This is a genomic window from Nocardia sp. NPDC003963 (genome assembly GCF_053605105.1).
Window position 1 is genome coordinate 41,378 of sequence record NZ_JBSGIP010000020.1, and the last position, 22,631, is coordinate 64,008.

Genomic DNA, 22,631 nt, shown 5'->3' on the forward strand with positions numbered 1-22,631 from the left:
TTCGAGGGAGGATCAGTGAACGGTGGCGAGGGTGTGCGCGTGGAGCGCGGGGAGTTCGAGCATGCCGGGAACCGGCTGAGCCGGCGGTCGTGGGTGCCCGCGACACCGGCGCGGGGGCTCGTCGTACTCGTGCACGGGGTGGCCGAGCATTCGGGACGTTACGAGTACGTCGCCCGGGCGCTGGCCGGCGCCGGATTCGCGGTGTACGCGTTCGACCATGTGGGGCACGGGGAATCGGCCGCCGCGGGAGCGCGGGCCAATATCGGATCGATCGATAACGCCGCGGACAATATCGCGGCGCTGCTCGCCCTGGCGCGCGCCGAACATCCGGGGATACCGGCGTTCGTGATCGGGCATTCCATGGGGGCGCTCATCACCCTGTACCTGGCCACCCGCGCACCGCTGGACGTGGCCGGAGTGGTGGTATCGGCGCCCCCGCTGATCATCGACGCGGGCAATCCGGCGCAGCGGCTGCTCGCGCCGGTACTCACTCGGCTGGCACCGAACCTCGGTGTGCTGAAACTCGATTCGTCGCATATCAGCCGGGACCCGGCAGTGGTCGCGGCCTACGACAACGACACGCTGGTGTTCCGCGGAAAGCTGCCCGCCCGCACCGCGACCGAGATCCTGACGGCGGCCGGGACCGTGCTGGACCGGCTGCCGAACCTGCGGGTGCCGACGCTCGCGCTGCACGGCACCGATGACGCGATCGCCGCCCCGGAGAGTACCGACCGGATCGAACAGCACGCGGGCACCACCGATCTCACGGTCCGCCGCTATGACGGGCTCTATCACGAGATATTCAACGAACCCGAGCGCGACGAGGTGCTGGCCGACGTGGTGGCGTGGCTGGACGCCCGGGCCCCCGCGAACTGAGCGGTATCGCCCGGAAACGGCACACTACCGGATCCGGGCGCCGGGTCTACTCGTACTCGGCCAGGCAAGCGCTCTCCCCGTCGAGCACGCCCAGCCGGAAGGCGTCCAGCCGCAGATAACCCTCGGGGACCACCTCGCCGTTGACATCACCGGCGGCCAGCCCGTCGGCCAGCAGACCCGATACCGCCTCGTCCAGATCGCCCGCCGACAGGCGCGGATTGCTGTTCTCCCGGCTGAGCGCGGTGGTCACCGCTCCGGAGAGGCAGGCGGTGCGCAGCCCCGCGGTGCCGGCACCGGTCAGGGACAGCTGTTTGTGGTTCTGGTACGCGAGGGTGTAGCGGGAGACGAACACCACGAACGCGTTGTAATCGCCGGTCACGATCGCCGACAGGGGTTCGTCCACGGAGCCGGTCTCGCCCGCCCGCTCGGCCAGGGCGTCGACGTCGGTGCCGATCACATCGGTGACCGGGCAGTACGCGACGGGAGCGGTGGGGGTGGTATCCGAGCAGCGTGCGGGCACCCCGTCGTAGTCGTAGTCGGGCGAACCGGCGATCGGCAGGATATCGGCCAGCGCGGCGGCCATATCCCGCAGGGAATCCTCGGTGATCTCCAGCTGCAGATACTCCTCGCCGGGCTCCTCGAAGGTCACCGGGAGGCCGGCCCGGCGCTCCTCGATCTCCTGTTCGTCGATCTCGGCACAGGCCCCGGCGCCATTCGTGTACCCCATCTGTACCGCGGTGACCCGTTCGAAGGCACTTCCGTGCATATTGTCCGGATCGTCGGGATCGCGATCGCGCACCGCGACCGTGGCACCCAGCACACCGTTGAGGCCCTCGGTGGTATTGAGGGTGAAATGCGGGGAATCGCCCTCGGCCACATGCCGGAGGAAAACCCCGGCCAGACAATCGGCCTGCTGTTCGGTGACGAGTCCGGGCGAATCCTCGGTGGCCATACCGGCCGGTATCTGCAGGGCGTGCCCGTACTCGTGAGCCAGCACCATCACCACGGCCATCTCGCCGAACTGCTCGACCAGTTCGGGCAGCAGCACTCCGCGATCCCAGCCGATGGTCTCGTCGGTGCCGCAGTAGGCGGCGTTCACCAGTTCGTGCGTGCTCATTCCGCAGAACTCGACCGAATCGCGTTCGGCGGCGTCGCCGTCCCAGGATACGAGTCCGGTGACCGGCCGGAACTTCCCGGAGAAGCTCGCCGGATAGTTCTCCGTCCAGAATTCCTCGATATCGGCGACCGCGTTGAGCGCGAGACGGTCCATATCGCCACCGTCACCGTTCTCGGCCTGCCGGTCGCTGTCGGGCACGCCCGCCCGGGGCCCATTGGGCCCGGTACTGGTCGTGGCTCCGGTGATCTGCCACGGGTTCTCCGAATCCGGCACCCGCTGGGTCGAATTCGCCGCCGAGCACGCCGCGAGCGCCGATACCGTCATCAACGCCGCGGCCGCCGCGACGACCAGCCGTGACCACTGTGTCCTGGCCATTTCCGCCTCCCCGTTCCGAACCGGACCCGCGGGTCCGGCACCGCCCGGGTCGTACCACCGCCGCACCGGACCGAGAACAATCGAATCACAAGGCGGGCAACGGCGTACAGCGAAGAAGTACGGACGGTCCGTTCACTCTGCGATATAGGAAACGGCGACACCGGCGTGAACATCCCGGCGCGACCTACACTGACCTCAGCTCAGCCCGAGAGGAGGCCCGTGTACATCGAGGAATTCCGCTCCCCCGGCATGCTGACGGCCGAAGCCGCCGAGGAGCTGGCGGGCTGCCTGCCCGGCTGCACTTCACGGATCACCGTCGCCGCCAACGACCGCTCGGTGAACCTGCCGGTACTCCCCTGGTGCTGGGCCGAACTGGGTATCGAGCGGGGCACCCGGGTGACGGTCACCGCGCGGGACGGCTACCGCCCGGCCGATCTGGAGGACCGGCGGGCGCTGGAGGAGTTGGTCACCCGGTTCCGGGCATCGACGTCAGGATGACTCTCCGCAGCGGATGACGATCGCCACCACACGATCGCACCCGTCAGCCGCCGAAAACCCGCTCGACCACTGCCCGGGCCCGCCGGGTGATCCGCAGATAGTTGTCCAGGAATTCACCACCGTCGTCGTTCGGCCAGCCCGCCACCCGGGCCACCGCCGACAATGTCGTGCCCGGTCCGGGCAATTGGTCCGAGGGTTTACCGCGCACCAGTACCAGCGCGTTGCGGGCCGCGGTCGCGGTGATCCAGGACCGGCGCAGCAGATCGGTATCCACCGGATCCAATAGTTCCGACTGTTCGATGACGTCGAGCGATTCCAGAGTCGACGTGTTGTGCAGGGCGGGAATCTCGTGCGCGTGCCGCAACTGCAGGAGCTGTACGGTCCATTCGATATCCGCCAGGCCGCCGCGACCGAGTTTGGTGTGGGTCGCGGGATCGGCACCCCGGGGCAGGCGTTCGGAATCGACGCGGGCCTTGATCCGGCGGATCTCGCGGACCGCTTCGGCGGAGACCCCGCCGGACGGGTAGCGCACGCTGTCGATCGTGTGCAGGAAGCGCAGACCCAGGTTCTGGTCACCGGCCACCTGATGGGCGCGCAGCAGTGCCTGCACCTCCCACGGCTGCGCCCACTGCCGGTAGTAGGCGTCGTACGCGGTCAGCGTGCGCACCAGCGGACCGCTGCGGCCCTCCGGCCGCAGGCCCGCGTCCACCTGCAGCGGCGGATCGGTGCTGGGCGCACCGAGCAGTTTCTGCACCTGCTCGGCGATACTGTTGGCCCATTTCACGGCGACGTGTTCTTCTTCGCCGGGCCGCGGATCGCAGACGAACAGCACATCGGCGTCGGACCCGTATCCGAGTTCCATACCGCCCAGCCGGCCCATCCCGATCACCGCGAAATCCGCGGGGGCGGGTGCGCCGCGTTCGGCCACACTGGCCCGGATGACCGCGCGCAGCGAGGCCTCGAGTACCGCGACCCATACCGCGGAGAGAGCCGCGCAGACCTGCGGTACATCGAGCAGGCCCAGCAGATCGGCCGACGCCACCCGGGCGAGTTCGTGCCGGCGCAGCGACCGGGCGGTCGCCACCGCACGCCTGGGATCGGTGTATCGGTCGGCGGCGGTGAGAATTCCGCCCGCCACCTCGACCGGCTGAGTGCGCAGCAGCAGCGGGCCGTGCGGACCGTCGGCGTACATGCGGATGGTCTCGGGAGCGTTGATCAGCAGGTCCGGCAGATACGCCGAGGAACCCAGCACCATCATGAGCCGCTGCCCCACCGCGCCTTCGTCGCGCAGCACCCGCAGATACCAGTCCTGGTCCACCAGCCCTTCCGAGACCCGGCGGTAGGCCAGCAGACCCGCGTCGGGGTCGGGGGTCTCGCCCAGCCATTCCAGCAGGGTCGGCAGCAGTACTGCCTGGATCCGGCCCTTACGCGAGACACCACTGGTGAGCGCGCGCAGATGTCCCAGCGCGTGTTCGGGCGAGGCGTAACCGAGGGCGGCGAGCTGGCGGACGGCGGCATCGGGACTCAGCCGAAGCGCATCGGAGTCCAGCCGGGCCACCGATTCCAGCAGTGGACGGTAGAAGAGTTTGGTGTGCAACCGGCGGATACGGCCGGTCTGGCGGCGCAGCTCGACCTGGAGTACGCCCGCGGCGTCCCGCTTACCGTCCGGGCGGATATGCGCGGCCCGGGCCAGCCAGCGCATCCCCTCTTCGTCGTCGGGGGCGGGCAACGTATGGGTCCGCTTGAGCCGCTGCAACTGCAGCCGATGCTCGAGCAGCCGCAGGAACTCGTAGGAGGCTGTGAGATTGGCGGCGTCCTCGCGGCCCACGTATCCGCGCGCGGTGAGTGCCGCGAGCGCTTCCACGGTGCCCTGGACGTGCAGCTTCGGATCGACCCGGCCGTGCACGAGCTGCAGCAGCTGAACCGCGAACTCCACATCGCGCAGACTGCCGCTACCGAGTTTGAGTTCGCGATCGCGCAGTTCGGCGGGCACCAGATCCTCCACCCGGCGGCGCATCGCCTGCACATCGGGTACGAAATCCGGGCGTTCGGAAGCGGTCCACACCAGCTCGTCGGTCGCCGACCGGTACTGCTCGCCCAAGACCAGATCACCGGTCATCGGCCGGGCCTTGAGCAGGGCCTGGAACTCCCAGGTCCGGGCCCAGCGCTGGTAGTAGGCCAGATGGGAATCGAGCGTGCGGACCAGCGCGCCGGCCTTACCCTCCGGTCGCAGGGCCGCGTCCACATCGAAGAAGGCCGAGGAACCGACCGTCATCAGTTCGGCGGCCAACCGGGTGGCGATCGCGTCGGCGGGTTCGGCGACGAACACGATATCGACATCGCTGACATAGTTGAGCTCACACGCCCCGCTCTTGCCCATGGCGATCACCGCCAGCCGCACCGGGCACGGCTCGTCGCGGCACACCCGCGCCACCGCCACCGCCAGCGCGGTGGTGAGCGCGGCATCGGCCAGTGCGGTGAGCTGGCGCCCGATCTGCTCGTACGGGATCACCGGCTCGTCCTCGACGGTCGCGGCGAGATCCACGGCGGCCAGCAGCATCAACTGATCGCGATACCGTTTGCGCAGCAGCGCGACCACCTCGGGCCCGGATTCACCCGCCCGGAACAACATCGGCGCGGCATTCGGCCCGGATTCCGGTTCGGCGGACACCACCGCGAGCAGATCGGCGATAAGTTCCTCGCGATCGGGCAGCTCCGCGCGGCGCAGCAGTGTCCAGGCCCCGGGATCGGCCACCAGATGATCACCGAGCGCGGTCGAGGAACCCAGCAGCGCGAACAGCCGACCGCGCAGCATCGTTTCGGCGCGGATCGCCGAATCCAGCTCGGCCCAGTCGTTTCCGAGCGCCTCGGACAATCTGATCAGAGTGTTCAGCGCGAGATCGGCATCCGGCGACCGCGACAGCGACCACAGCACCGGAATACTCTCTACATTGTCCCAGCCGAGGGTTTTCAGCGAGGCGGCGGCCGTCGGCTCGAGCAATCCGAGGCGGCCGACACCGGGGACGGCGGACCGGGCGGACGGTGGGCGGACCATGAGCTCAAGGTACCCATCACACGGCCGCGTGTGTGCCGGACCCCTCGGCCGCGCGAGGTCCGGTGCGATGATCCCGAGCGCGGGCACAGACCGAGGACGACGCGGGCAGCGGGCCCGCCGACAATGGGCACACCGACGCTCGCACCGACCTCACGGCGCCGCGAGCAACGAACGTCGTCGGCACGGAACCCCGAACAGCCCGAGCCACTCGGCGACGCGAGTGCCCGGGTGGGGCAGACGGTTCGGGCGGACGCGTCCGCCGGGGCGTTGCGGACCGTGAGCGGATGGCCACGCCCCGGCGGGTACGAAGGTCAGAGACCCAGGTATTCGCGCAGTTCGAACGGGGTGACCTGGGCCCGGTAATCCGCCCACTCCCGGCGCTTGTTGCGCAGGAAGAAGTCGAATACGTGCTCACCGAGTGTTTCGGCGACCAGTTCGGACCGCTCCATGGCGTGCAGTGCCTCGTCCAGGGTGCCGGGCAGTTCCTTGAACCCCATGGCCCGCCGTTCCGCGGCGGTGAGCGACCAGACGTCGTCCTCGGCCTCCGGCGGCAGCGTGTAACCCTTCTCGACACCGCGCAGACCGGCGGCCAGCAGGACCGCGAAGCTCAGGTAGGGGTTGCAGGCGGAATCGGGGCTGCGGATCTCGACGCGCCGCGACGACGATTTGTTCGGCGTGTACATGGGCACCCGGACCAGCGCCGACCGGTTGGACCGGCCCCACGACGCCGCGGTCGGCGCCTCACCGCCGTGGATGAGCCGCTTGTAGGAGTTCACCCACTGGTTGGTGATGGCACTGATCTCGTGCGCGTGTTCGAGGATCCCGGCGATGAAGGCCCGGGCCGTCGTGGAGAGGTTGTCCGGATCGTCGGGGTCGGAGAACGCGTTCGCCTCGCCTTCGAACAGGCTCATATGCGTATGCATGGCCGAGCCCGGGTACTGGGCGAACGGTTTCGGCATGAACGTGGCGCGCACGCCCTCGTCGATCGCGACTTCCTTGATCAGGTAGCGGAAGGTCATCACGTTGTCGGCCATCGACAGCGCGTCGGCATAGCGCAGGTCGATCTCCTGCTGACCGGGTGCGCCCTCGTGATGGCTGAACTCCACCGAGATACCCATGGATTCGAGGGCGTCGATGGCGTGCCGCCGGAAGTTCGGCGCGGAATCGTGCACCGCCTGGTCGAAGAAGCCGCCGGTATCCGCCGGTACCGGGTCCACGCCGTCCGGCTGGTTCTTCAGCAGGAAGAACTCGATCTCCGGATGTACGTAGCAGCTGAAACCGACATCCCCGGCCTTGTTGAGCTGACGCCGCAGCACGTGGCGCGGGTCGGCCCAGGACGGTGAACCGTCGGGCATGGTGATATCGCAGAACATCCGGGCGGAATGCTGGTGGCCCTTGCTGGAGGCCCAGGGCAGCACCTGGAAAGTCGACGGATCGGGCCGGGCCACCATATCGGCCTCGGAGATCCGGGCGAACCCTTCGATGGCGGATCCGTCGAACCCGATGCCCTCTTCGAAGGCTCCCTCGAGTTCGGCGGGCGCGATGGCGACGGACTTCAGATAGCCGAGTACGTCGGTGAACCAGAGACGTACGAAGCGGATATCCCGCTCTTCGAGCGTCCGCAGCACGAATTCCTTCTGGCGATCCATGACCGCGAGAGTAGGCACCTGGCGTTAAATCCGTGTTACATGACGCGCTGCGCTGTGTGTCGGGTCAACACCGTAGTCCCTCGGCCGGGGCCGACAAGTCCACCAGGTAGCTCACGACCGCGTCGTCGACGCAGGTCGCGCCCCCGGTGAAGACCACCGTATGGCTGTCGCCCTCATGGGTGACGAGCGCCGCACCGAGCTGGTCGGCGAGGTCGACGCCCGCCTGGTACGGGGTGGCCGGATCACCGGTGGTGGACACCACCACGAGTTCGGGCAACCCCTGCACGGTGATCTCGTGCGGCCGGCTGGTGTTGGGTACCGGCCACGCCGCGCACAGTTCCAGCGGCGCCGCCCCGGTACCGCGGCCGTCGTCCAGGAACGGCGCGGCCCGGCGGTACTCGGTGTCCTGCCGGCCCGCGACCGCGCGATCGTCGATCCGGGCATCGTCCACACAGCGGATCGCTTCGAAGGCGTCGGTGACGTTGTCGTAGGTGCCGTCGTCGCGGCGGCCGTTGTACATATCGGCGTACTGCAGCAGCGTATCCCCACGGCCCTGGGCCAGTTCGGTGAGCCCGACGGTGAGCACCGGCCAGAAATCGGTGCCGTACAGAGTCTGCTGTACGCCGGTGATCGCATCGTCGTAGCTGAGCCCGCGCGGATCGGCAGTGGCGGCGGGCGCATCCCACAGCGGGTCCACCAGGGCGCGGAAACGCGGTACCGCCTGTGCCGGATCGGTGCCCAGCGGGCATTCCGGGGCCTGCGCGCAATCGGCCGCGTAGGCGTCGAACGCCTTCTGGAACCCCGCCGCCTGGCGCAAGGATTCGGCGACCGGGTCCTGTGTGGGGTCTATCGCGCCGTCCAGCACCATGGCGCGGATATTGCCCGGAAACTTCTCCGCGTAGGCCGAACCGAGCCGGGTGCCGTAGGAGTAACCGAGATAGTTCAGCTTCTGATCACCCAGTACCGACCGGATGATGTCCATATCCTGGACCACCTCGCGAGTGCCGAGATGGGCGAGGAAGTCCGTACCGGTACGCGCCACACAGCGGTCGGCGAATTCACGGTTCTCGGTCTCGGCCTCGCTGATGCCCTCCGGCGTATTGGGCACCGGGAGTTCGGCTCGATCGGCATCGGCTTCCTGCGGGGTCAGGCAGTCGACCGCCGGAGTGGAGGCGCCGACCCCGCGCGGATCGAACCCCACCCGGTCGAACCGTTCGGCCACCTCGGTCCCACCGCCCAGCGTCACGGTGGACAGCCCGGATATCCCCGGACCCCCGGGATTGATCAACAGCGATCCGATCTTCGCGCCGGTGGCCCGCATCCTCGACACCGCCAGTCGCGCGGTCGGGCCGTCGGGATCGGCGTAGTCGACCGGTACCTCGATCCGGGCGCACTGCGCGGCCGGCGGCAGGGTGACGCCGGGATCGGTGATGGCGGCACAGGGCTCCCAGGTCAGGGCCTGGGTATAGAAACGGCTCAGTTCGGCCGGGACGGGCGCGGGCGGGGCCGGTTGCTCCCGGGCCTCGTCCGCACATCCCGCGACGAGCACCGTCGCCGCCGCCAGCACACCCGCCAGCACTCCACACCCGCTCCGCACCGCCGCAATGCTAGCGGGGGCGGGCCCCGGTCCCGGGGATGTGACGAACCGCACCTGGTCGCGGGCTTAATCCGGGCTCGGGCGCGGGTGCACACTGGAAGACGTCAACCAGACCCGGGGACCCGGTCAGGGCCTCGAGGAGACGAAAGGGACGATGATGTCCGTATCATCCGGCATGCCCGATTCCACATCGGAAACGCCCGCGTACGGTGCCGCACCGGACAGCGGCCCGGCCGCTGCGGCGGCACCGGCCCGGCGACCCACCCGCGTCCAGCATCTACAGCAGATGAAGGCGACGGGCGAGCGCTGGGCCATGCTCACCGCCTACGACTACTCCAGTGCCCGCCTCTTCGACGAGGCCGGTATCCCCGTCCTACTGATCGGCGATTCGGCCGCCAACGTGGTGTACGGGTACGAGACCACCGTGCCCGTCACCACCGACGAGCTGATCCCGCTGGTCCGCGGGGTGGTGCGCGGCGCGCCGCACGCGCTGGTGGTGGCGGATCTGCCGTTCGGCAGTTACGAGAGCTCCCCCGAACAGGCGCTCGCCACGGCGACCCGGTTCATGAAGGAGGGGGGTGCGCACGCGGTGAAACTCGAGGGCGGTGAACGGGTAGCCGACCAGATCAGGTTGCTCACCTCCGCCGGTATCCCGGTGATGGCCCATATCGGTTTCACTCCGCAGAGCGTCAACACCCTCGGCGGCTACCGTGTCCAGGGCCGCGGCGCGGGCGCGGAAGGACTGCTCGCCGATGCGATCGCGGTACAGGCCGCGGGCGCGTTCTCGGTGGTGATGGAGATGGTCCCGGCCGCGGTCGCGGCGCAGGTCACCAGCAAACTCGGTATCCCCACCGTCGGTATCGGCGCCGGCGTGGACTGTGACGCCCAGGTGCTCGTCTGGCAGGACATGGCCGGGTTCACCAGCGGGAAGACCGCCAAGTTCGTGAAGCGTTTCGCGGCGATAGGTGACGAACTACGCGCGGCGGCCGCCGCCTATGCCGACGAGGTACGCGACGGGACGTTCCCGGGCCCGGAACACAGTTTCTGATCCGCACCGGAACTCGGAGCGGGCCCCCACCCCGGCGCGGGATGGCAAACTCGGTATCGACGGTTTCGACTCGAGGTCAGAGGTACTGATGCGGCGACGCGCTTGGACAACACGGGGTGCCCTCACGGTGGCGGGAGTGTGCGGGGCGGTGCTGCTCACCGGTTGCGGTGGTGTGCAGACCGGTTCGCCGGATACCTCCCCGGCCGCTTCCGCCGCCTCCACCACCTCGGCGAGTACGAGCAGCGCCGCTCCGGCCACTCCGCTCGAGGTCCCGGACAAGGCCGCCCAGAACCTGTGCGACATGATGCGGCCGGAGCTGTCGAACTGGCGGGTCCAGGGGCCGACCCTGGGACGGATCGGGCTCAACGCCATGGTCCACGAATGGGCGCTCACCAACGGCGGTATCAACGCCCAGGTCCTGGCCGACAAGGCCGTGGTCGACCGGGTGCTCACCGAGACCTGTTCCGATGTGCACAGTGAAGCGATCCGCGCGCTGGAGCTCCCCGACCTGGCCTCCGGCCTGGCGTTCTGATGCGCCCGCTGTACCCGCCGATCGAGCCCTACGATCACGGCATGCTCCAGGTCGGCGACGGCCAGGCGGTGTACTGGGAGACCAGCGGAAACCCGGACGGCAAACCCGCGGTGTTCCTGCACGGCGGACCGGGCGGTAGCACCGCACCACTGAACCGCCGGTACTTCGACCCCGCCCGCTACCGGATCGTGCTGCTGGATCAGCGCGGCTGCGGCCGTTCGACCCCGCATATCGCCGACGGTGCCGATCTGTCGGTGAACACCACCGCGCATCTGATCTCCGATATCGAAACGCTGCGCGAGAAACTCGGTATCGAGCGCTGGTTGGTCTTCGGCGGCTCCTGGGGTTCGACACTGTCGCTGGCCTACGCGCAGCGGTACCCCGAGCGGGTCACCGAGCTGGTACTGCGGGGTATCTTCCTGCTGCGCCGCAAGGAGATCGACTGGTACTACAACGGCAGCGCCGGTTACGTCTACCCGGACGAATGGGAGAAGTTCCTGGCCCCGGTCCCGGAGGCCGAACGCGGCGGCGATCTGGTGGAGGCCTACCACCGGCTGCTGAGTTCCGGCGACCCCGAGACCGCCACCGCGGCCGCGCTCGCCTGGACCACCTGGGAGAGCGCGACCAGTTCGCTGCTCCCCGATCCGGAGCGGGTGGCCGAAACCTCCGATCCCCGGTTCGCGCTGGCCTTCGCCCGCATCGAGAACCACTATTTCCGGCACGGCGGCTTCCTCGACGAAGCCCAGCTGCTGCGCGATATCGGCGCGATCACCCATATTCCCGCCGTCATAGTGCAGGGCCGCCACGATATCGTCTGCCCCGCGATCAGCGCGTGGGATCTGCATCGCGCCTGGCCGGGATCGCGGCTGCGGATCGTCGACGATGCCGCGCATTCCGCCGCCGAGCCGGGGATCACCCATCATCTGGTCGAGGCGACCGATACCTTCGCGGCGGTGGAACATCATGGGTGACAAGCCGATCGAGGCGGGCACCGCACTCACCGAAGCCCTGAAGGCCGATATCGAGCGGCTGCTCACCGCCGAACCGGAGGTGCGCGCCGACGCCGAGGATTCGGTACACCAGATGCGGGTCGCGACCCGGCGCCTGCGCAGTGTGCTGCGCTCCTACAAGACCCTGGTCGACCCGGACGCGGACAACCGGATCCGCACCGAACTCGCCTGGCTGGCCGGGATACTGGGCGTCGCACGCGATGCGGAGGTGCGCGCCGAACGTTTCGCCGCGCTGCTGGACCGCTTCGCCGACCCGGGTTCGGCCGCCTTGGAATCCACCCGGGACCGACTGGTCCGCGCCGAACGCGACCGGTACGCCGCCGCGCACGGCGAGATACTCACGGCACTGGACAGCGACCGCTATCGCGCGATGCGACGAGAGTTGAGGAAGTGGCGTAAGAAGCCACCGCTGCGCGCCGCGGTGATCGGGGCGCCGGCCGGTGAGATATTCGACTCGGTGCTGCGCAGGGATCGTAAGAGAGTGCGGCGGCTGGTGCGGGCCGAACCGACCGTGGCCCCCGCCGAGCGGGTCGAGCTGCTGCACGATATCCGTAAGAGCGCCAAACGTTTACGGTATTCCTGCGAGGCCGCCACGGCTGTCCTCGGCGATCCCGCCGCGGATCTGGGTAAACGGGCCAAACATCTGCAGACTGTGCTGGGCGATCATCGTGACGCGGTCGAATCCCATGACGCGCTGCGCGCCCGGGCCGCCGAAGCGCGTACCGCCGGTGCGGACACCTCACTGTTCGAGCGGCTCGCCGATGCCGAGGACACCGCGGCCGGCCGCTGTCTGGCACAGTATCCCGCGGCGGCTGCCGCCCTCGATACGGCCTGATCGCGCACCCCGTATCCGCAGCGGCACAACACTTTCCGATCCGGGCGCAGACAGTGCGGGCCGGTACCGGGTTGCCCCGGTACCGGCCCGACGGTACGGAAAATCCGTGCGATCTACTGCAATGCCAGCATCGAGCCGCTCAGTTCGTGCAGCGGACCGAACACCGTGAAAACGACCCGGCCGTTCGGCTGGGCCGCGGATACGGCCGCGGCCGCGTCCAGCGCCTGACCGAACGACGGAGCCGACGGATGCGGAATACCCGCAACCGCCTGCCCGATATTGTTCTGATCCACCCAGCGGGTATCCGCCGGGCTGAGGTCCACCCGCACTCCACCGGGCAGCGGTGTCACCGCGACGGCACCGGCCGAGCCGGCGCCCACGGTAGCGAGAACAGATGCGGCCCCGGCCATCAAAGCTCCGGTTGCCAAGGAACGTGCTACCCGCATATGTGTTGTGACCTGTCTTCCGATAGGTATGAATCGGCTCGCCCGTGAACTCCAGGGCACCGGACGAGCCTGCCGACCCCGCCCACTTTATGACGGCGATCACCATTTATGCCACTTCTACACGAATCCCGCCGGAAAAGGTCGCGTCCACCCGGCAACTGATACTGTGGCGAACCGTAAGCGTCCGACTACATCCCGAGCTGGAGTTTCATCACGTATGTCCACTCTCATCTATGACTATCTGCTTCCCCTCGTCGGCCCGCAGCAGGCCACGGCCTTTGCGCAGATGCTCGTGATCGGTCCCTCGGCCTGAGTAGCCGCTGGATGAACGTCGTCCCCCGCCCGGCGGGGGACGGTGTCCATCTCGCGGAGTTACCATCCGGCCGTGAACAGACCTCTGTCCTTACTCACCGCCGTCCTCGTGGCGGTCCTACCGGGCGTGGCCGCCTGCCGGAGCGACAGCGCCGAATCGTCGAGTCCGGCGCCCGCCACAACGACCTCGACGAACCCCGATACCGCACAGATCGACCAGGTGAAGGCCGGTTCCTTCGTGATCGGATTCCGCTCGGCGTTCCCCGATCTGGCCGCGGGTCGTGACGATGCCGCACTCACCGCGACCTTCACCGAGACCTGCGCCGCGGTCCGGGCCGGCGATCCGGAGGACGAGGTGCTCACCGAGCTGACCGGCCGCCTCGCCACCGGGGGGACCGAAGCGACCGAACCGGAGGCTCAGGCGGTCTATCAGATGGTCGCGGTCATGTGCCGCGACCAGTAGTCGCGCGGTTATCGGCGGGCCGGTGAATTCCACAGCTCGGCAACCGCCGTGGAATTCACCGGTAAATGATCATCGGCTCGAATCGCGGATCCGTTCGAAACGCTGGACTTTCCGATCAGCCGTCGCGCCGGACCGCGCCGAATAATTCGACGGCATACCGCGCGGCCCATTGCGCGAAGGTGGTCGCCGGACGGCCGAGAATTTCTTCGGCGACCCGATTGGGCGCCAGAGTGTGCGCATCGAGCCCGATGAGCACATTGTCGACATACCATTGCGCGTTGTCGCCCATCGCCGGGGTCAACGCTCGCACGGTCTCCGCCCGAGTGGCCCGGACGAATCCGATCTCACGCCCCAGCGCACCCGCGATCTCGCGCACCAGATCCGCCCGGCTCAGCTTCTCCGGACCCGTCAGCGCGTACGCGCGGCCCAGATGGCCCTCCTGCGTCAGTGCCACTGCCGCCACCGCCGCGATATCGTCCATCGCGATCGGCGTACTGCCGGCATGGGGATCGGGCTCGCGCACCGCACCGGTCGCCCGGATCTGCTGCGCCCACATCCCCGTGTTCTCCATGAAATCCCCGGGCCACAAATGTGTCCAGGCGATACCGCTGTCTTCGATCGCCGTCGCGATCGCGCCCCACCAGCTGTCCGGCTCTCCGGAGAGGTCGACGATATGGCGTATCCCGGCGGCGCGCGCCAGCTCGACCACCTGGTCCGCTCCGCTCTGGACCGAAGCCAGATACATCCGATCCACGCCCGCGAAGGCGGCCGGCAGCGTTTCGGGCCTGCGCAGATACCCGCGAACCGCCTCGACCCCGGCCGGCAACGCGGCCTTCACCGGGTCGACGGTGAGCGCGCGGATATCGGTCGCGCCGCGGACGATCAGCTGATCGACGACCTTGCGGCCGATATTGCCGGTGGCGCCGGTGACGAGAATCGTCATCTCTCCCCTTATCGCTAGAACTTCGAGAAATCACCCTCCCAGATCACCGAACCGGCGGTCACCACAGCCGGATTCAGCTGCGCTTTCGCCACCTTGTACGCGTGTTTCACCGTCTGCCGGGATCCGGACGGGATCGAACCGACCACCCCGTCCCCGAAACCCTCGGTCGGTGACAGCACATGCGCGGCCGCGACACCGTCGTCGCCGTAGACCACGGTCGGGATGGTCCAGTTGGAACCGGCCCACACCGTATCCGTGACGTTCACGATCTGGATGGTCACGACGGTGACCGGACCGACCTGCGAATTCACATCGTCCACCGACAGGATCGAGGCCTCCAGACCGGATTGGCCCCTGGCGGTTTCGGTCGGTTCGTACAGTCCCCGCGTTTTCGTCGCGGAGGGCACGGCCGTGGCTACTGCTTCGGTTTCGGCGGATAGGACGGTCGTGGTCTGCACGACCGGTTCCTCGTCGGTCCCGCACGCCGTGAGCAATGCCGCGGATAGGACGGCTACGGCGGCGAATTGTCTGGCTCTCATGGCGCTTTCCCTGGTAACGACAGGGGCACCCGGTGTCCCCCGGCTGTGCATCGGGACGGTCCGCCCGTCTCCATCCCGGCGTTGCGATGGTCGCGCGGCAACATCGGAATGGGGCTCCGGGCCTCCCGGCACAGGACATCGTATGCCCAGAGGCCCGGTCATGGGCAAGTTCGCGCGGGCGCGGGATGAGCCGGCCTCTAAGCCGGATCCTGTCCCCGGTTCGCACCGGGGGGCGGCCATCCATCTGGGCACACCGTCGCCGGGTACCTCGAGCGGTCCACCCGCAGGCTCGGGCGAGCAGCCCTCGAACACCTGCGCAACCGCACCCTGCGGTGCGATCTTCGACCTTGCTCCGGGCGGGGTTTACCGAGCCGCCCCGGTCACCCGGGGCGCTGGTGCGCTCTTACCGCACCGTTTCACCCTTACCGCACGACCCTCTCGGGCCGCGGGCGGTCTGTTTTCTGTGGCACTGTCCCGCGGGTCACCCCGGGTTGCCGTTAGCAACCGCCCTGCTCTGTGGAGTCCGGACTTTCCTCGGCACCGAGCGTGACACCACTGGGTGCCCGTTCCCGGCGCCGCGACCGCCCGGCCGACTCATCCGCCGCAACAGAATACTCGGTACCGTTCCGTGGTCCGCCGCCGCACGTCACACACCGGGGCCACGGGTACGCGACCGAACATGATCACCCGGCGCCGGGCCAGTTCGCCGGTCATCGTTCCGCTCTGCTCCCCCGGCTACCGAGCGGATCCGGCGGGACTGCATCATCCCGCGTCCACCCGACCGGATAGCCCACCGCAGGTGGAAACTCGGTACGGTCGATGCTCATGGAGCGTGTCGAGGTCGGCTTCCCGTCGGGAAGTCAGAAATGTGCCGGTTGGCTGTACCTACCGGCCGGCCCGCCCAAGCCTCGCCCCATCGTGGTGATGGGGCACGGGTTGGGTGCCAACAGGGAAATGGGACTGGATCGGTTCGCGCGGCGATTCGCCGCGGCGGGGATGGGGGTGCTGGTCTTCGACTATCGGCATTTCGGGGGCAGCGACGGCGACCCCCGGCAGCTCGTCAATATCGCTCGGCAGCGCGAGGATTGGACCGCAGCCGTGGCCTACGCTCGCACGCTACGCGGTTTCGATGCCACCCGTATCGCGCTGTGGGGCACCTCGCTGGGCGGTGGCCACGCTCTGTCGGTGGCTCCCGACGATGCCTATATCGCGGCGGTGGTGGCGCAGGTGCCGTTCGTCAGCGGATTCTCCTCCGCACTGGCGAAAGGGCTGCTGAGCTTCGTGAAGGTCGGCTTCCTGGCGACTTCCGACCTGCTGTTCGGCACGATCCTGCGCAAACCGGTCCAGATCCGGCTGGCCGGGCGTAAACGCGCCACGGCGATGATGACCGGAGCGGACGTACCGGGCGGATTCGGGCGGCTGGCGGAGGAGAGTCCGAGTTACCGGCCGAAGATCGCGGCCCGGGCCGCCTTCTCCATCCTGTTCGACCGGCCCGCACGGCATGCGAAGGAATTGAAGATGCCGGTGCTGTACGCGCTGTGCGACAACGATTCGATCACCCCGGTGAAGCCCGCGCTGCGCGCTGCCGGGAAAACCAAGCACGCGGTGGTGAAGCGATATCCGGCAGGTCATTTCGACCTGTACTTCGACGAACTGTTCGAGCAGGCCGTCTACGACCAGACCGAGTTCCTGACCTCGGTGCTGCGTCCCTGACCGTGGGGACCGGATACCACTGCGCCCATCCGGTACCGCGACGGATGCTCCCGGGCCGGATCGCCGGCCCGGGGACACCTGTTACTTCACGAGCGAGAGATTGAACGGGTACTTGTACTCGCGGCCGTTGTTGGCGGCGATACCGGCGAGCACCGAGAACACGATGCCCGCGATCCAGACGATCGGGAACAGCAGCAACCCGATCAGCACGATCATCAGCGCCGCCGACACCACGTAGGCGATCGCGAGCACGATCTGGAAGTTCAATGCGTCCACCGCGTGCCGGCGCACGAATTCGTCACGGTCCTTGTACATCACCCAGACGATGAGGGGTGCGACGAAACCGAGCACGATACCGCCGAAATGGGCCAACATGGCCCAGGTCTTGGCATCGGCGGGTGAGACCGGGGCCTGATTCGGCGCGCCGTAGGGATTCGGGCCGGGGCCGTAGGACGGTGGGACATCGGCCCCGGGCTGCGAAGGATAGGGATTGCCCGTCGTCGGATCGTACGGGGGCTGGGGTGTGGTCATCACATTCCAAACTGCCTGGCGAATAGGTTGTTTCGAGAATAGATGGCCCGCTACCCATTTGGGGAGTGCGGAAAACCCACACCTAGGTGAATTATCGGACACGCCGCCCCGGCACTGTCCGATACGCACAGCACCGACTCGCAGATCTTGTCCGGCCACCCCCTCGATCCGCAACCCCGCACACTGTTAGATGGCGTAAGAACAGTCGACCACACGAGAGGACTTCGAACTGATGGCCGAGAGGATCGCAGTAGTATCCGGCGCCGCCCGCGGAATCGGGGCGGCCATCGCCAAACGGCTGGCTTCCGACGGGTTGCAGGTCGGGGTCCTCGACCTCGACGAAGCCGCCTGCGCCGAAACCGTCGCGGCGATCGAGAGCGCCGGTGGGAAGGCGATCGCGCTCGGCGCGGATGTCAGCGAGGAGGATTCGGTGAACGCCGCGGTGGAACGGCTGGCCGGAGAACTCGGCGCACCCACCGTCGTGGTCAACAACGCCGGGGTGCTGCGCGACAACCTGCTGTTCAAGATGAGTGTGGACGACTGGGACACCGTGCTGGGCGTCCACCTGCGCGGCGCCTTCCTGCTGACCCGGGCCGCCCAGAAGTACATGGTCGAGCAGAAGTGGGGCCGCATCGTCAATATGTCCAGCACCTCGGCACTGGGCAACCGCGGCCAGGTGAACTATTCCGCCGCGAAGGCCGGTATGCAGGGCTTCACCAAAACCCTGGCCTTCGAACTGGGCAAGTACGGGGTCACCGCCAACGCGATCGCCCCGGGGTTCATCGTCACCGATATGACCGCGGCCACCGCCGCCCGGGTCGGGGTGGATTTCGAGGACTTCCAGAAGGGCGCCGCCGCGCAGATCCCGGTGCACCGCGTCGGATATCCGGAGGATATCGCGCATACCGCGTCTTTCCTGATCAGCGAGGGTGCGGGCTTCGTCTCGGGACAGGTCATCTATGTCGCGGGCGGTCCGCGCGACTGAGTGCCGTGGGAGTGGTACGGCCACCGGGCCGCCTGCTCCCACCCGTATCGCTACACGGGGCCCGGGCGTGAGCGGTCGTACTCCGAACTGCCGTTTCCACGGAAAGGCAGTTCGGCGGCGCCCGGGGTCGGTACATCATCCGGATATCGTGTGGTGCCCCGGGCAACGGATCACCCCTCCACGACCAGGACCGTCCGGTTCAGGACGATCCAATACTGCCCCGCCTCGTTCTTCCAGGGAGTGGTGTACGCGTCGTATCCGCGGAGGGCCGCGAACCTTCCGGTATCGGCCACGACTTCGCGCTTGTCCTCCAGCGCCCACAGCCGATCGTTGGTTTCCTTTCGTGCCCCCGCGGCCTCGAACAGACGGATCTCCTGTTCGACCGGAGCCAGTACTCTGCTCTGTTCCGCGGCCAAGTCTTCATACGTCCCGATCCGCGGACCGCTGCGGGGTAACGCCATTCGGACCACTCCCTCGGCATCGCCGCCGGCATAGCGGGCGGCCTCCGATTTCAGTGGTGTGACCCAGGTACCGTTCCCGACCCCGACATAGTCGAGGGTCCGGCCCGGAAGGTACAGGCCGGACCTGAACTGTTCGGCGTATTCCCGTGCGGACACACCGTCCCGGGCGGCAAAGCCCCGGAAGAGTTCCCAGTCGCCCCTCTTGACGAGCTTGTCCACTCCAGCGCGACCGGTCACGGTGGGCAGCCCGTCGAAGCCTTGCAGACGATAGATCTCGGCGAGCACCGGATCGCCCGGACCGCCGTCGCCGCTCTTGGCCCGGAGCGAGACGTAATCGACTTCGTCGATCAGGTCGTTACCGCGTACCACCGCGATATCGGAGGAAACCGACCCGCGGTCGGCCGACGCGGAACCCGGCCCCGGGTCGGCGCCGGTAACCTGCCGCACGGCTTTGCCCTCGGCAGCCGATATCGCGCTCTCACCGCCACGCGCCCGGCCGGCGATACCGGCGGAAATCCCCTCCCTCGTGGATCTCGACCACTGCCCCAGGGCCTTGGCGACACGTTCGGCCGCCTCTTCCGCGGCCCGACGAGCAATATCGTCACCGCCTTTGGACATACCGACCCCAGCCCTGTCGCGATTCATCGATAGCGATGAGAATGCACTCTGCACAACAGTTTTCATGATTCTGACGCGATCGGTGGACACACCGCTTCCCACGACCGGTGAACGGTGTGGGGGTGGTGCGGGTCCTGGCCGGGTTCACGAGCCGCCACCACTGCTCACATCCGGCCCGCGAAGCCGCGCGCTCCGGGAATTACCTTGTCGTATCCGGACACCCCTCGCACCATCGGACGATGCTGATACGACGCATCACCCCCGGCGACTGGTCCATCGCGCGCACAGTCCGCCTGGACGCACTGGCCGGCTCGCCGCCCGGAACCTTCTCCGGCACCCATGCCGAAGCACTTCGATGGGACGAACAGCGATGGCGGGAGTGGACCGCACGCCGGGATCCGTTCTTCGTGGCCGACTCCGATTCGGTGTCCCTGGGTTCGGCGGGGGTGATCGTCACCGCGAACGGGCCCGAACTGGTGTCGATGTGGACCGCACCGCAGGTGCGCGGAACAGGCGTATCGGATGGGCTGGTCCGCGCCGCGATCGACTGGGCCACCGCGGGCGGTCACCCCGCTCTGCGGTTGTGGGTCCTGGACGAGAACCGGCCGGCCGAACGGTTGTATCTGCGAAACGGCTTCACCCGCACCGGAGTGACCGAACCCTGCGCCGAGGACGATCCCCGTCCCGAAAACGAGATGATCCTGCCGCTACCGCAGCCTCGAATAGCTTCGGCACAGCGAATGAGCGGCTGAAACGACCGGCTGAGGAGATCACTCACCCAACGGCTTGGTCCCGACGTACGCGGCAAGCTCTATAGGATTACGGTGCCTGTCGTACTGCCTCAGGAGTTCTATATACCGTTGCTTTTCGAGATCCCAGTCATAGAGATCCGGGCTTACCACATTTTGAGCCGCTGCGTACACGAGATCTGCGAGCAACCGTGTCGTACGGCCGTTGCCATCGGTGAACGGGTGAATACGAACAGTCTCGGCGTGGGCAGCGATACCCAGTTGGCGTGGCGACCAATCTTCGGTGTGTTGCCAGCGGTATCGAATCGTTTCCAATGAACTGCGGAGATCGACAGCGATGTGCTCCGGGGCGACACCGATATTGAGCTCCCGACGGCGGAAGCTCCCCGCCCAGCTCCAGATATCCCCATAGAGGCGGCCGTGTAGATCACGCAAGAAGTAATCGGTGAGCAGCTCGTCCAGATCCAGACTGCCGTCGATCACCGCGATGACGAGATCTTCGGTTGTCGCAGCTTGAACGGCCTGCTCGAGGTCGTAGACGGCCGCTTTGCCCACGGGATCGCCGAGGAGCTCGCGCACAGAGGACAGCAGCATATTCGCTTCGTCCTCGGATACCGGAGTTTCCCCGTAGCCCGGCGCGAAAGACATCAGGCTTCGTGTCGCCGCTCGGCCAAGAACTGAACGACTCGTTCCGAGCGTACGAAACCAGCAGGCACGGTGCGTCGCTCCAATCGCGCCGATGCCTTGGTCGACCGCACAGCCGATCGCCTCACTGCTTCTCTGTTCACTGCCACCTTGGACTTTGCAGGACGATCCACCACCCACACCTCGCTCTCTCGATCTCGCCAAGCAATGGTACCGCCGTGACATGACCGCGGAAGGCCGGCCGGTTCGCCCGCGCATCGAAGCCCACTCAGGAGTTACCGAACCCTGCGCCGAGGACGATCCCCGTCCCGAAAACGAGATGATCCTGCCGCTGCCGGCCGGTTGAGAGGTATGCCGCTTTCCTCCATTGTTCCGCATATCCGGCTTTATAATCCGAATCGTGACGTATCTGCGGGTCAAGGAAGCCGCCGGGCTGCTCGGTGTCAGCGATGACACCGTACGGCGCTGGATAGATCAGGGGCGGCTCCCCGCGATCCAGCTGGAGAACGGACGTAAAGGTGTGCGCGGCCGGGATCTGGCCGAATTCGCCCGGCAGAATGCCGAGGCCCCCGAACCCGGGGTGACCGTGGCGGCATCGGCCCGCAATCGGATGCGCGGCATCGTGACCCGGGTGGTCACCGATACGGTGATGGCGCAGGTGGAGATGCAGGCCGGTCCGTTCCGGCTGGTCTCCCTGCTGAGCCGGGAATCGGTGGACGAACTCGGGATCGAAGTGGGCAGTGTGACGGTCGCGTCGGTCAAATCGACGCATGTGGTGGTCGAGATTCCGGAGAGTTGACGATGAGAACAGTGCTGGGGCGCGTAGTGCGCCGTCTGGTCCCGGTGGCGGTGCTGGTCACCGCTCTGGCGGGTTGCGGCAGTGCGGATTCCGGTGACGAATCCGGTAACACTTCGCCCGACGGGATCCACGGGACCGTCACCGTTTTCGCTGCGGCTTCGCTCACCGAAACCTTCACAACGCTCGGCGAACAGTTCGAACAGGCCCATCCGGGGGTCGATGTGGTGTTCAGCTTCGGCGGCAGTTCGGCACTGGCCGAGCAGATCGAGCAGGGGGCACCCGCCGATGTATTCGCCTCGGCGGCGCTGCGGAATATGGAGCAGGTGGTCGCGTCGGGCGATATCACGGCCGGACCGGTCACCTTCGTGCGCAACAGTCTCGAGATCGCGGTGCCCACCGGCAACCCGGGCAGGATCAGCGGACTGGCCGATTTCGGCCGCCCGGAGCCGCGGATCGCGCTGTGCGCCGAACAGGTGCCGTGCGGTGCGGCCGCCGACAAGGTCTTCGCCGCGGCCGGGGTGACCCCGCAACCCGATACCCGGGAACCCGATGTGAAGGCGGTACTCACCAAGGTCACCCTCGGTGAGGTCGACGCCGCCCTGGTGTACCGGACCGATGTCCGGGCCGCGGACGACAAGGTCACCGGGATCGAGTTCCCGGAGGCGGACAAGGCGGTCAACGACTATCCGATCGCGCCGGTGGCGGCGGCACCCAACCCGGCCGCGGCCGCGGCCTTCATCGATTTCGTGCTGTCCCCGCAGGCTCGATCGGTCTTCACCACGGCCGGTTTCGACACCCCGTGATCCCCGGTCCGGTGCGGCGCCGGACGACGGCA

At 67.7% G+C, this 22,631-nt stretch carries 23 protein-coding genes and 1 other RNA gene; 13 read left to right on the forward strand and 11 right to left on the reverse strand.

Going from position 1 to position 22,631, the window contains the following annotated elements:
- The first annotated feature begins 15 nt into the window (after positions 1-15).
- On the forward strand, positions 16-876 hold the full coding sequence (locus ACWEWT_RS25165; RefSeq protein ID WP_452562488.1) for an alpha/beta hydrolase: 861 nt from the start codon (positions 16-18) through the stop codon (positions 874-876).
- A 46-nt stretch (positions 877-922) separates the two neighbouring features.
- Here ACWEWT_RS25165 and ACWEWT_RS25170 read toward each other — a convergent pair whose 3' ends face one another.
- Positions 923-2,368 (reverse strand): metallopeptidase, encoded by a 1,446-nt coding sequence (locus ACWEWT_RS25170; protein WP_452562489.1) that lies wholly within the window; start codon positions 2,366-2,368, stop codon positions 923-925.
- 219 nt (positions 2,369-2,587) lie between these two features.
- Between ACWEWT_RS25170 and ACWEWT_RS25175 the strand changes: the two genes are divergently transcribed.
- On the forward strand, positions 2,588-2,866 hold the full coding sequence (locus tag ACWEWT_RS25175; protein WP_452562490.1) for an HPr family phosphocarrier protein: 279 nt from the start codon (positions 2,588-2,590) through the stop codon (positions 2,864-2,866).
- 43 nt (positions 2,867-2,909) lie between these two features.
- On the opposite strand, the gene ACWEWT_RS25180 is transcribed toward ACWEWT_RS25175, so the two are convergent.
- From ACWEWT_RS25180 to ACWEWT_RS25190, 3 genes are all read right to left on the reverse strand, one after another.
- Positions 2,910-5,921 carry a bifunctional [glutamine synthetase] adenylyltransferase/[glutamine synthetase]-adenylyl-L-tyrosine phosphorylase gene (locus tag ACWEWT_RS25180; RefSeq protein ID WP_452562492.1) on the reverse strand — a complete coding sequence of 1,004 codons (3,012 nt, stop codon included), beginning with the start codon at positions 5,919-5,921 and terminating at the stop codon, positions 2,910-2,912.
- Between the two features lie 311 nt (positions 5,922-6,232).
- The gene (gene glnA / locus ACWEWT_RS25185) at positions 6,233-7,570 is read right to left on the reverse strand and encodes a type I glutamate--ammonia ligase (protein WP_452562493.1); all 1,338 of its coding nucleotides are present in this window, start codon (positions 7,568-7,570) and stop codon (positions 6,233-6,235) included.
- A 64-nt stretch (positions 7,571-7,634) separates the two neighbouring features.
- A complete protein-coding gene (locus ACWEWT_RS25190) occupies positions 7,635-9,167 on the reverse strand; it encodes an alpha/beta hydrolase (RefSeq protein ID WP_452562495.1) in 1,533 nt (510 codons plus the stop codon).
- Positions 9,168-9,342: 175 nt separating this feature from the next.
- Between ACWEWT_RS25190 and panB the strand changes: the two genes are divergently transcribed.
- From panB to ACWEWT_RS25210, 4 genes are all read left to right on the forward strand, one after another.
- On the forward strand, positions 9,343-10,215 hold the full coding sequence (gene panB, locus ACWEWT_RS25195) for a 3-methyl-2-oxobutanoate hydroxymethyltransferase (RefSeq protein ID WP_452562497.1): 873 nt from the start codon (positions 9,343-9,345) through the stop codon (positions 10,213-10,215).
- 88 nt (positions 10,216-10,303) lie between these two features.
- Positions 10,304-10,747 carry a hypothetical protein gene (locus ACWEWT_RS25200; RefSeq protein WP_452562499.1) on the forward strand — a complete coding sequence of 148 codons (444 nt, stop codon included), beginning with the start codon at positions 10,304-10,306 and terminating at the stop codon, positions 10,745-10,747.
- On the forward strand, positions 10,747-11,718 hold the full coding sequence (gene pip, locus ACWEWT_RS25205) for a prolyl aminopeptidase (protein ID WP_452562500.1): 972 nt from the start codon (positions 10,747-10,749) through the stop codon (positions 11,716-11,718). The genes ACWEWT_RS25200 and pip overlap by 1 nt, the downstream gene beginning before the upstream one ends.
- Positions 11,711-12,592, forward strand: coding sequence for a CHAD domain-containing protein (locus ACWEWT_RS25210; protein WP_452562501.1), 882 nt, complete (start codon positions 11,711-11,713; stop codon positions 12,590-12,592). The genes pip and ACWEWT_RS25210 overlap by 8 nt, the downstream gene beginning before the upstream one ends.
- 113 nt (positions 12,593-12,705) lie before the next feature.
- Here the strand turns inward: ACWEWT_RS25210 and ACWEWT_RS25215 are convergent, their stop codons facing one another.
- Positions 12,706-13,002, reverse strand: a complete 297-nt coding sequence (locus tag ACWEWT_RS25215) for a hypothetical protein (protein WP_452562502.1) — start codon at positions 13,000-13,002, stop codon at positions 12,706-12,708.
- Between the two features lie 421 nt (positions 13,003-13,423).
- On the opposite strand from ACWEWT_RS25215, the gene ACWEWT_RS25220 reads away from it, so the two are divergent.
- Positions 13,424-13,813, forward strand: a complete 390-nt coding sequence (locus ACWEWT_RS25220) for a hypothetical protein (RefSeq protein WP_452562503.1) — start codon at positions 13,424-13,426, stop codon at positions 13,811-13,813.
- A 115-nt stretch (positions 13,814-13,928) separates the two neighbouring features.
- Here the strand turns inward: ACWEWT_RS25220 and ACWEWT_RS25225 are convergent, their stop codons facing one another.
- The 3 genes from ACWEWT_RS25225 to rnpB all read right to left on the reverse strand — a co-directional run bounded on the left by ACWEWT_RS25225 (position 13,929) and on the right by rnpB (position 15,892).
- Positions 13,929-14,756, reverse strand: coding sequence for an NAD(P)H-binding protein (locus tag ACWEWT_RS25225; protein WP_452562504.1), 828 nt, complete (start codon positions 14,754-14,756; stop codon positions 13,929-13,931).
- A gap of 14 nt (positions 14,757-14,770) precedes the next feature.
- Positions 14,771-15,295: a hypothetical protein gene (locus tag ACWEWT_RS25230; protein ID WP_452562506.1), complete on the reverse strand. Its 525-nt coding sequence runs from the start codon at positions 15,293-15,295 to the stop codon at positions 14,771-14,773.
- Between the two features lie 182 nt (positions 15,296-15,477).
- Positions 15,478-15,892: RNase P RNA component class A (rnpB, locus tag ACWEWT_RS25235), an RNA gene on the reverse strand.
- 228 nt (positions 15,893-16,120) lie between these two features.
- On the opposite strand from rnpB, the gene ACWEWT_RS25240 reads away from it, so the two are divergent.
- Positions 16,121-17,008 (forward strand): alpha/beta hydrolase, encoded by an 888-nt coding sequence (locus ACWEWT_RS25240; protein ID WP_452562508.1) that lies wholly within the window; start codon positions 16,121-16,123, stop codon positions 17,006-17,008.
- An 81-nt stretch (positions 17,009-17,089) separates the two neighbouring features.
- Here ACWEWT_RS25240 and ACWEWT_RS25245 read toward each other — a convergent pair whose 3' ends face one another.
- Positions 17,090-17,539, reverse strand: a complete 450-nt coding sequence (locus ACWEWT_RS25245) for a DUF4870 domain-containing protein (protein WP_452562509.1) — start codon at positions 17,537-17,539, stop codon at positions 17,090-17,092.
- Positions 17,540-17,771: 232 nt separating this feature from the next.
- Here ACWEWT_RS25245 and fabG point away from each other — a divergent pair, with 232 nt between their 5' ends.
- Positions 17,772-18,524: a 3-oxoacyl-ACP reductase FabG gene (gene fabG, locus ACWEWT_RS25250; protein ID WP_452562510.1), complete on the forward strand. Its 753-nt coding sequence runs from the start codon at positions 17,772-17,774 to the stop codon at positions 18,522-18,524.
- A gap of 170 nt (positions 18,525-18,694) precedes the next feature.
- Here the strand turns inward: fabG and ACWEWT_RS25255 are convergent, their stop codons facing one another.
- Positions 18,695-19,630 (reverse strand): hypothetical protein, encoded by a 936-nt coding sequence (locus tag ACWEWT_RS25255; protein WP_452562512.1) that lies wholly within the window; start codon positions 19,628-19,630, stop codon positions 18,695-18,697.
- 212 nt (positions 19,631-19,842) lie between these two features.
- Between ACWEWT_RS25255 and ACWEWT_RS25260 the strand changes: the two genes are divergently transcribed.
- A complete protein-coding gene (locus ACWEWT_RS25260; RefSeq protein ID WP_452562513.1) occupies positions 19,843-20,355 on the forward strand; it encodes an N-acetyltransferase family protein in 513 nt (170 codons plus the stop codon).
- Between the two features lie 18 nt (positions 20,356-20,373).
- On the opposite strand, the gene ACWEWT_RS25265 is transcribed toward ACWEWT_RS25260, so the two are convergent.
- Positions 20,374-21,000 carry a Fic family protein gene (locus ACWEWT_RS25265; protein WP_452562514.1) on the reverse strand — a complete coding sequence of 209 codons (627 nt, stop codon included), beginning with the start codon at positions 20,998-21,000 and terminating at the stop codon, positions 20,374-20,376.
- A gap of 91 nt (positions 21,001-21,091) precedes the next feature.
- On the opposite strand from ACWEWT_RS25265, the gene ACWEWT_RS25270 reads away from it, so the two are divergent.
- Genes ACWEWT_RS25270 through modA form a run of 3 tightly spaced genes read left to right on the forward strand, consistent with a single transcriptional unit; the run spans position 21,092 to position 22,599 of the window.
- Positions 21,092-21,343, forward strand: a complete 252-nt coding sequence (locus ACWEWT_RS25270) for a hypothetical protein (RefSeq protein WP_452562516.1) — start codon at positions 21,092-21,094, stop codon at positions 21,341-21,343.
- Positions 21,344-21,397: 54 nt separating this feature from the next.
- Complete coding sequence (locus tag ACWEWT_RS25275; RefSeq protein WP_452562517.1) at positions 21,398-21,796, forward strand: TOBE domain-containing protein; 399 nt, start codon at positions 21,398-21,400, stop codon at positions 21,794-21,796.
- Between the two features lie 2 nt (positions 21,797-21,798).
- Positions 21,799-22,599, forward strand: coding sequence for a molybdate ABC transporter substrate-binding protein (gene modA / locus ACWEWT_RS25280; protein WP_452562518.1), 801 nt, complete (start codon positions 21,799-21,801; stop codon positions 22,597-22,599).
- Positions 22,600-22,631: the final 32 nt, after the last annotated feature.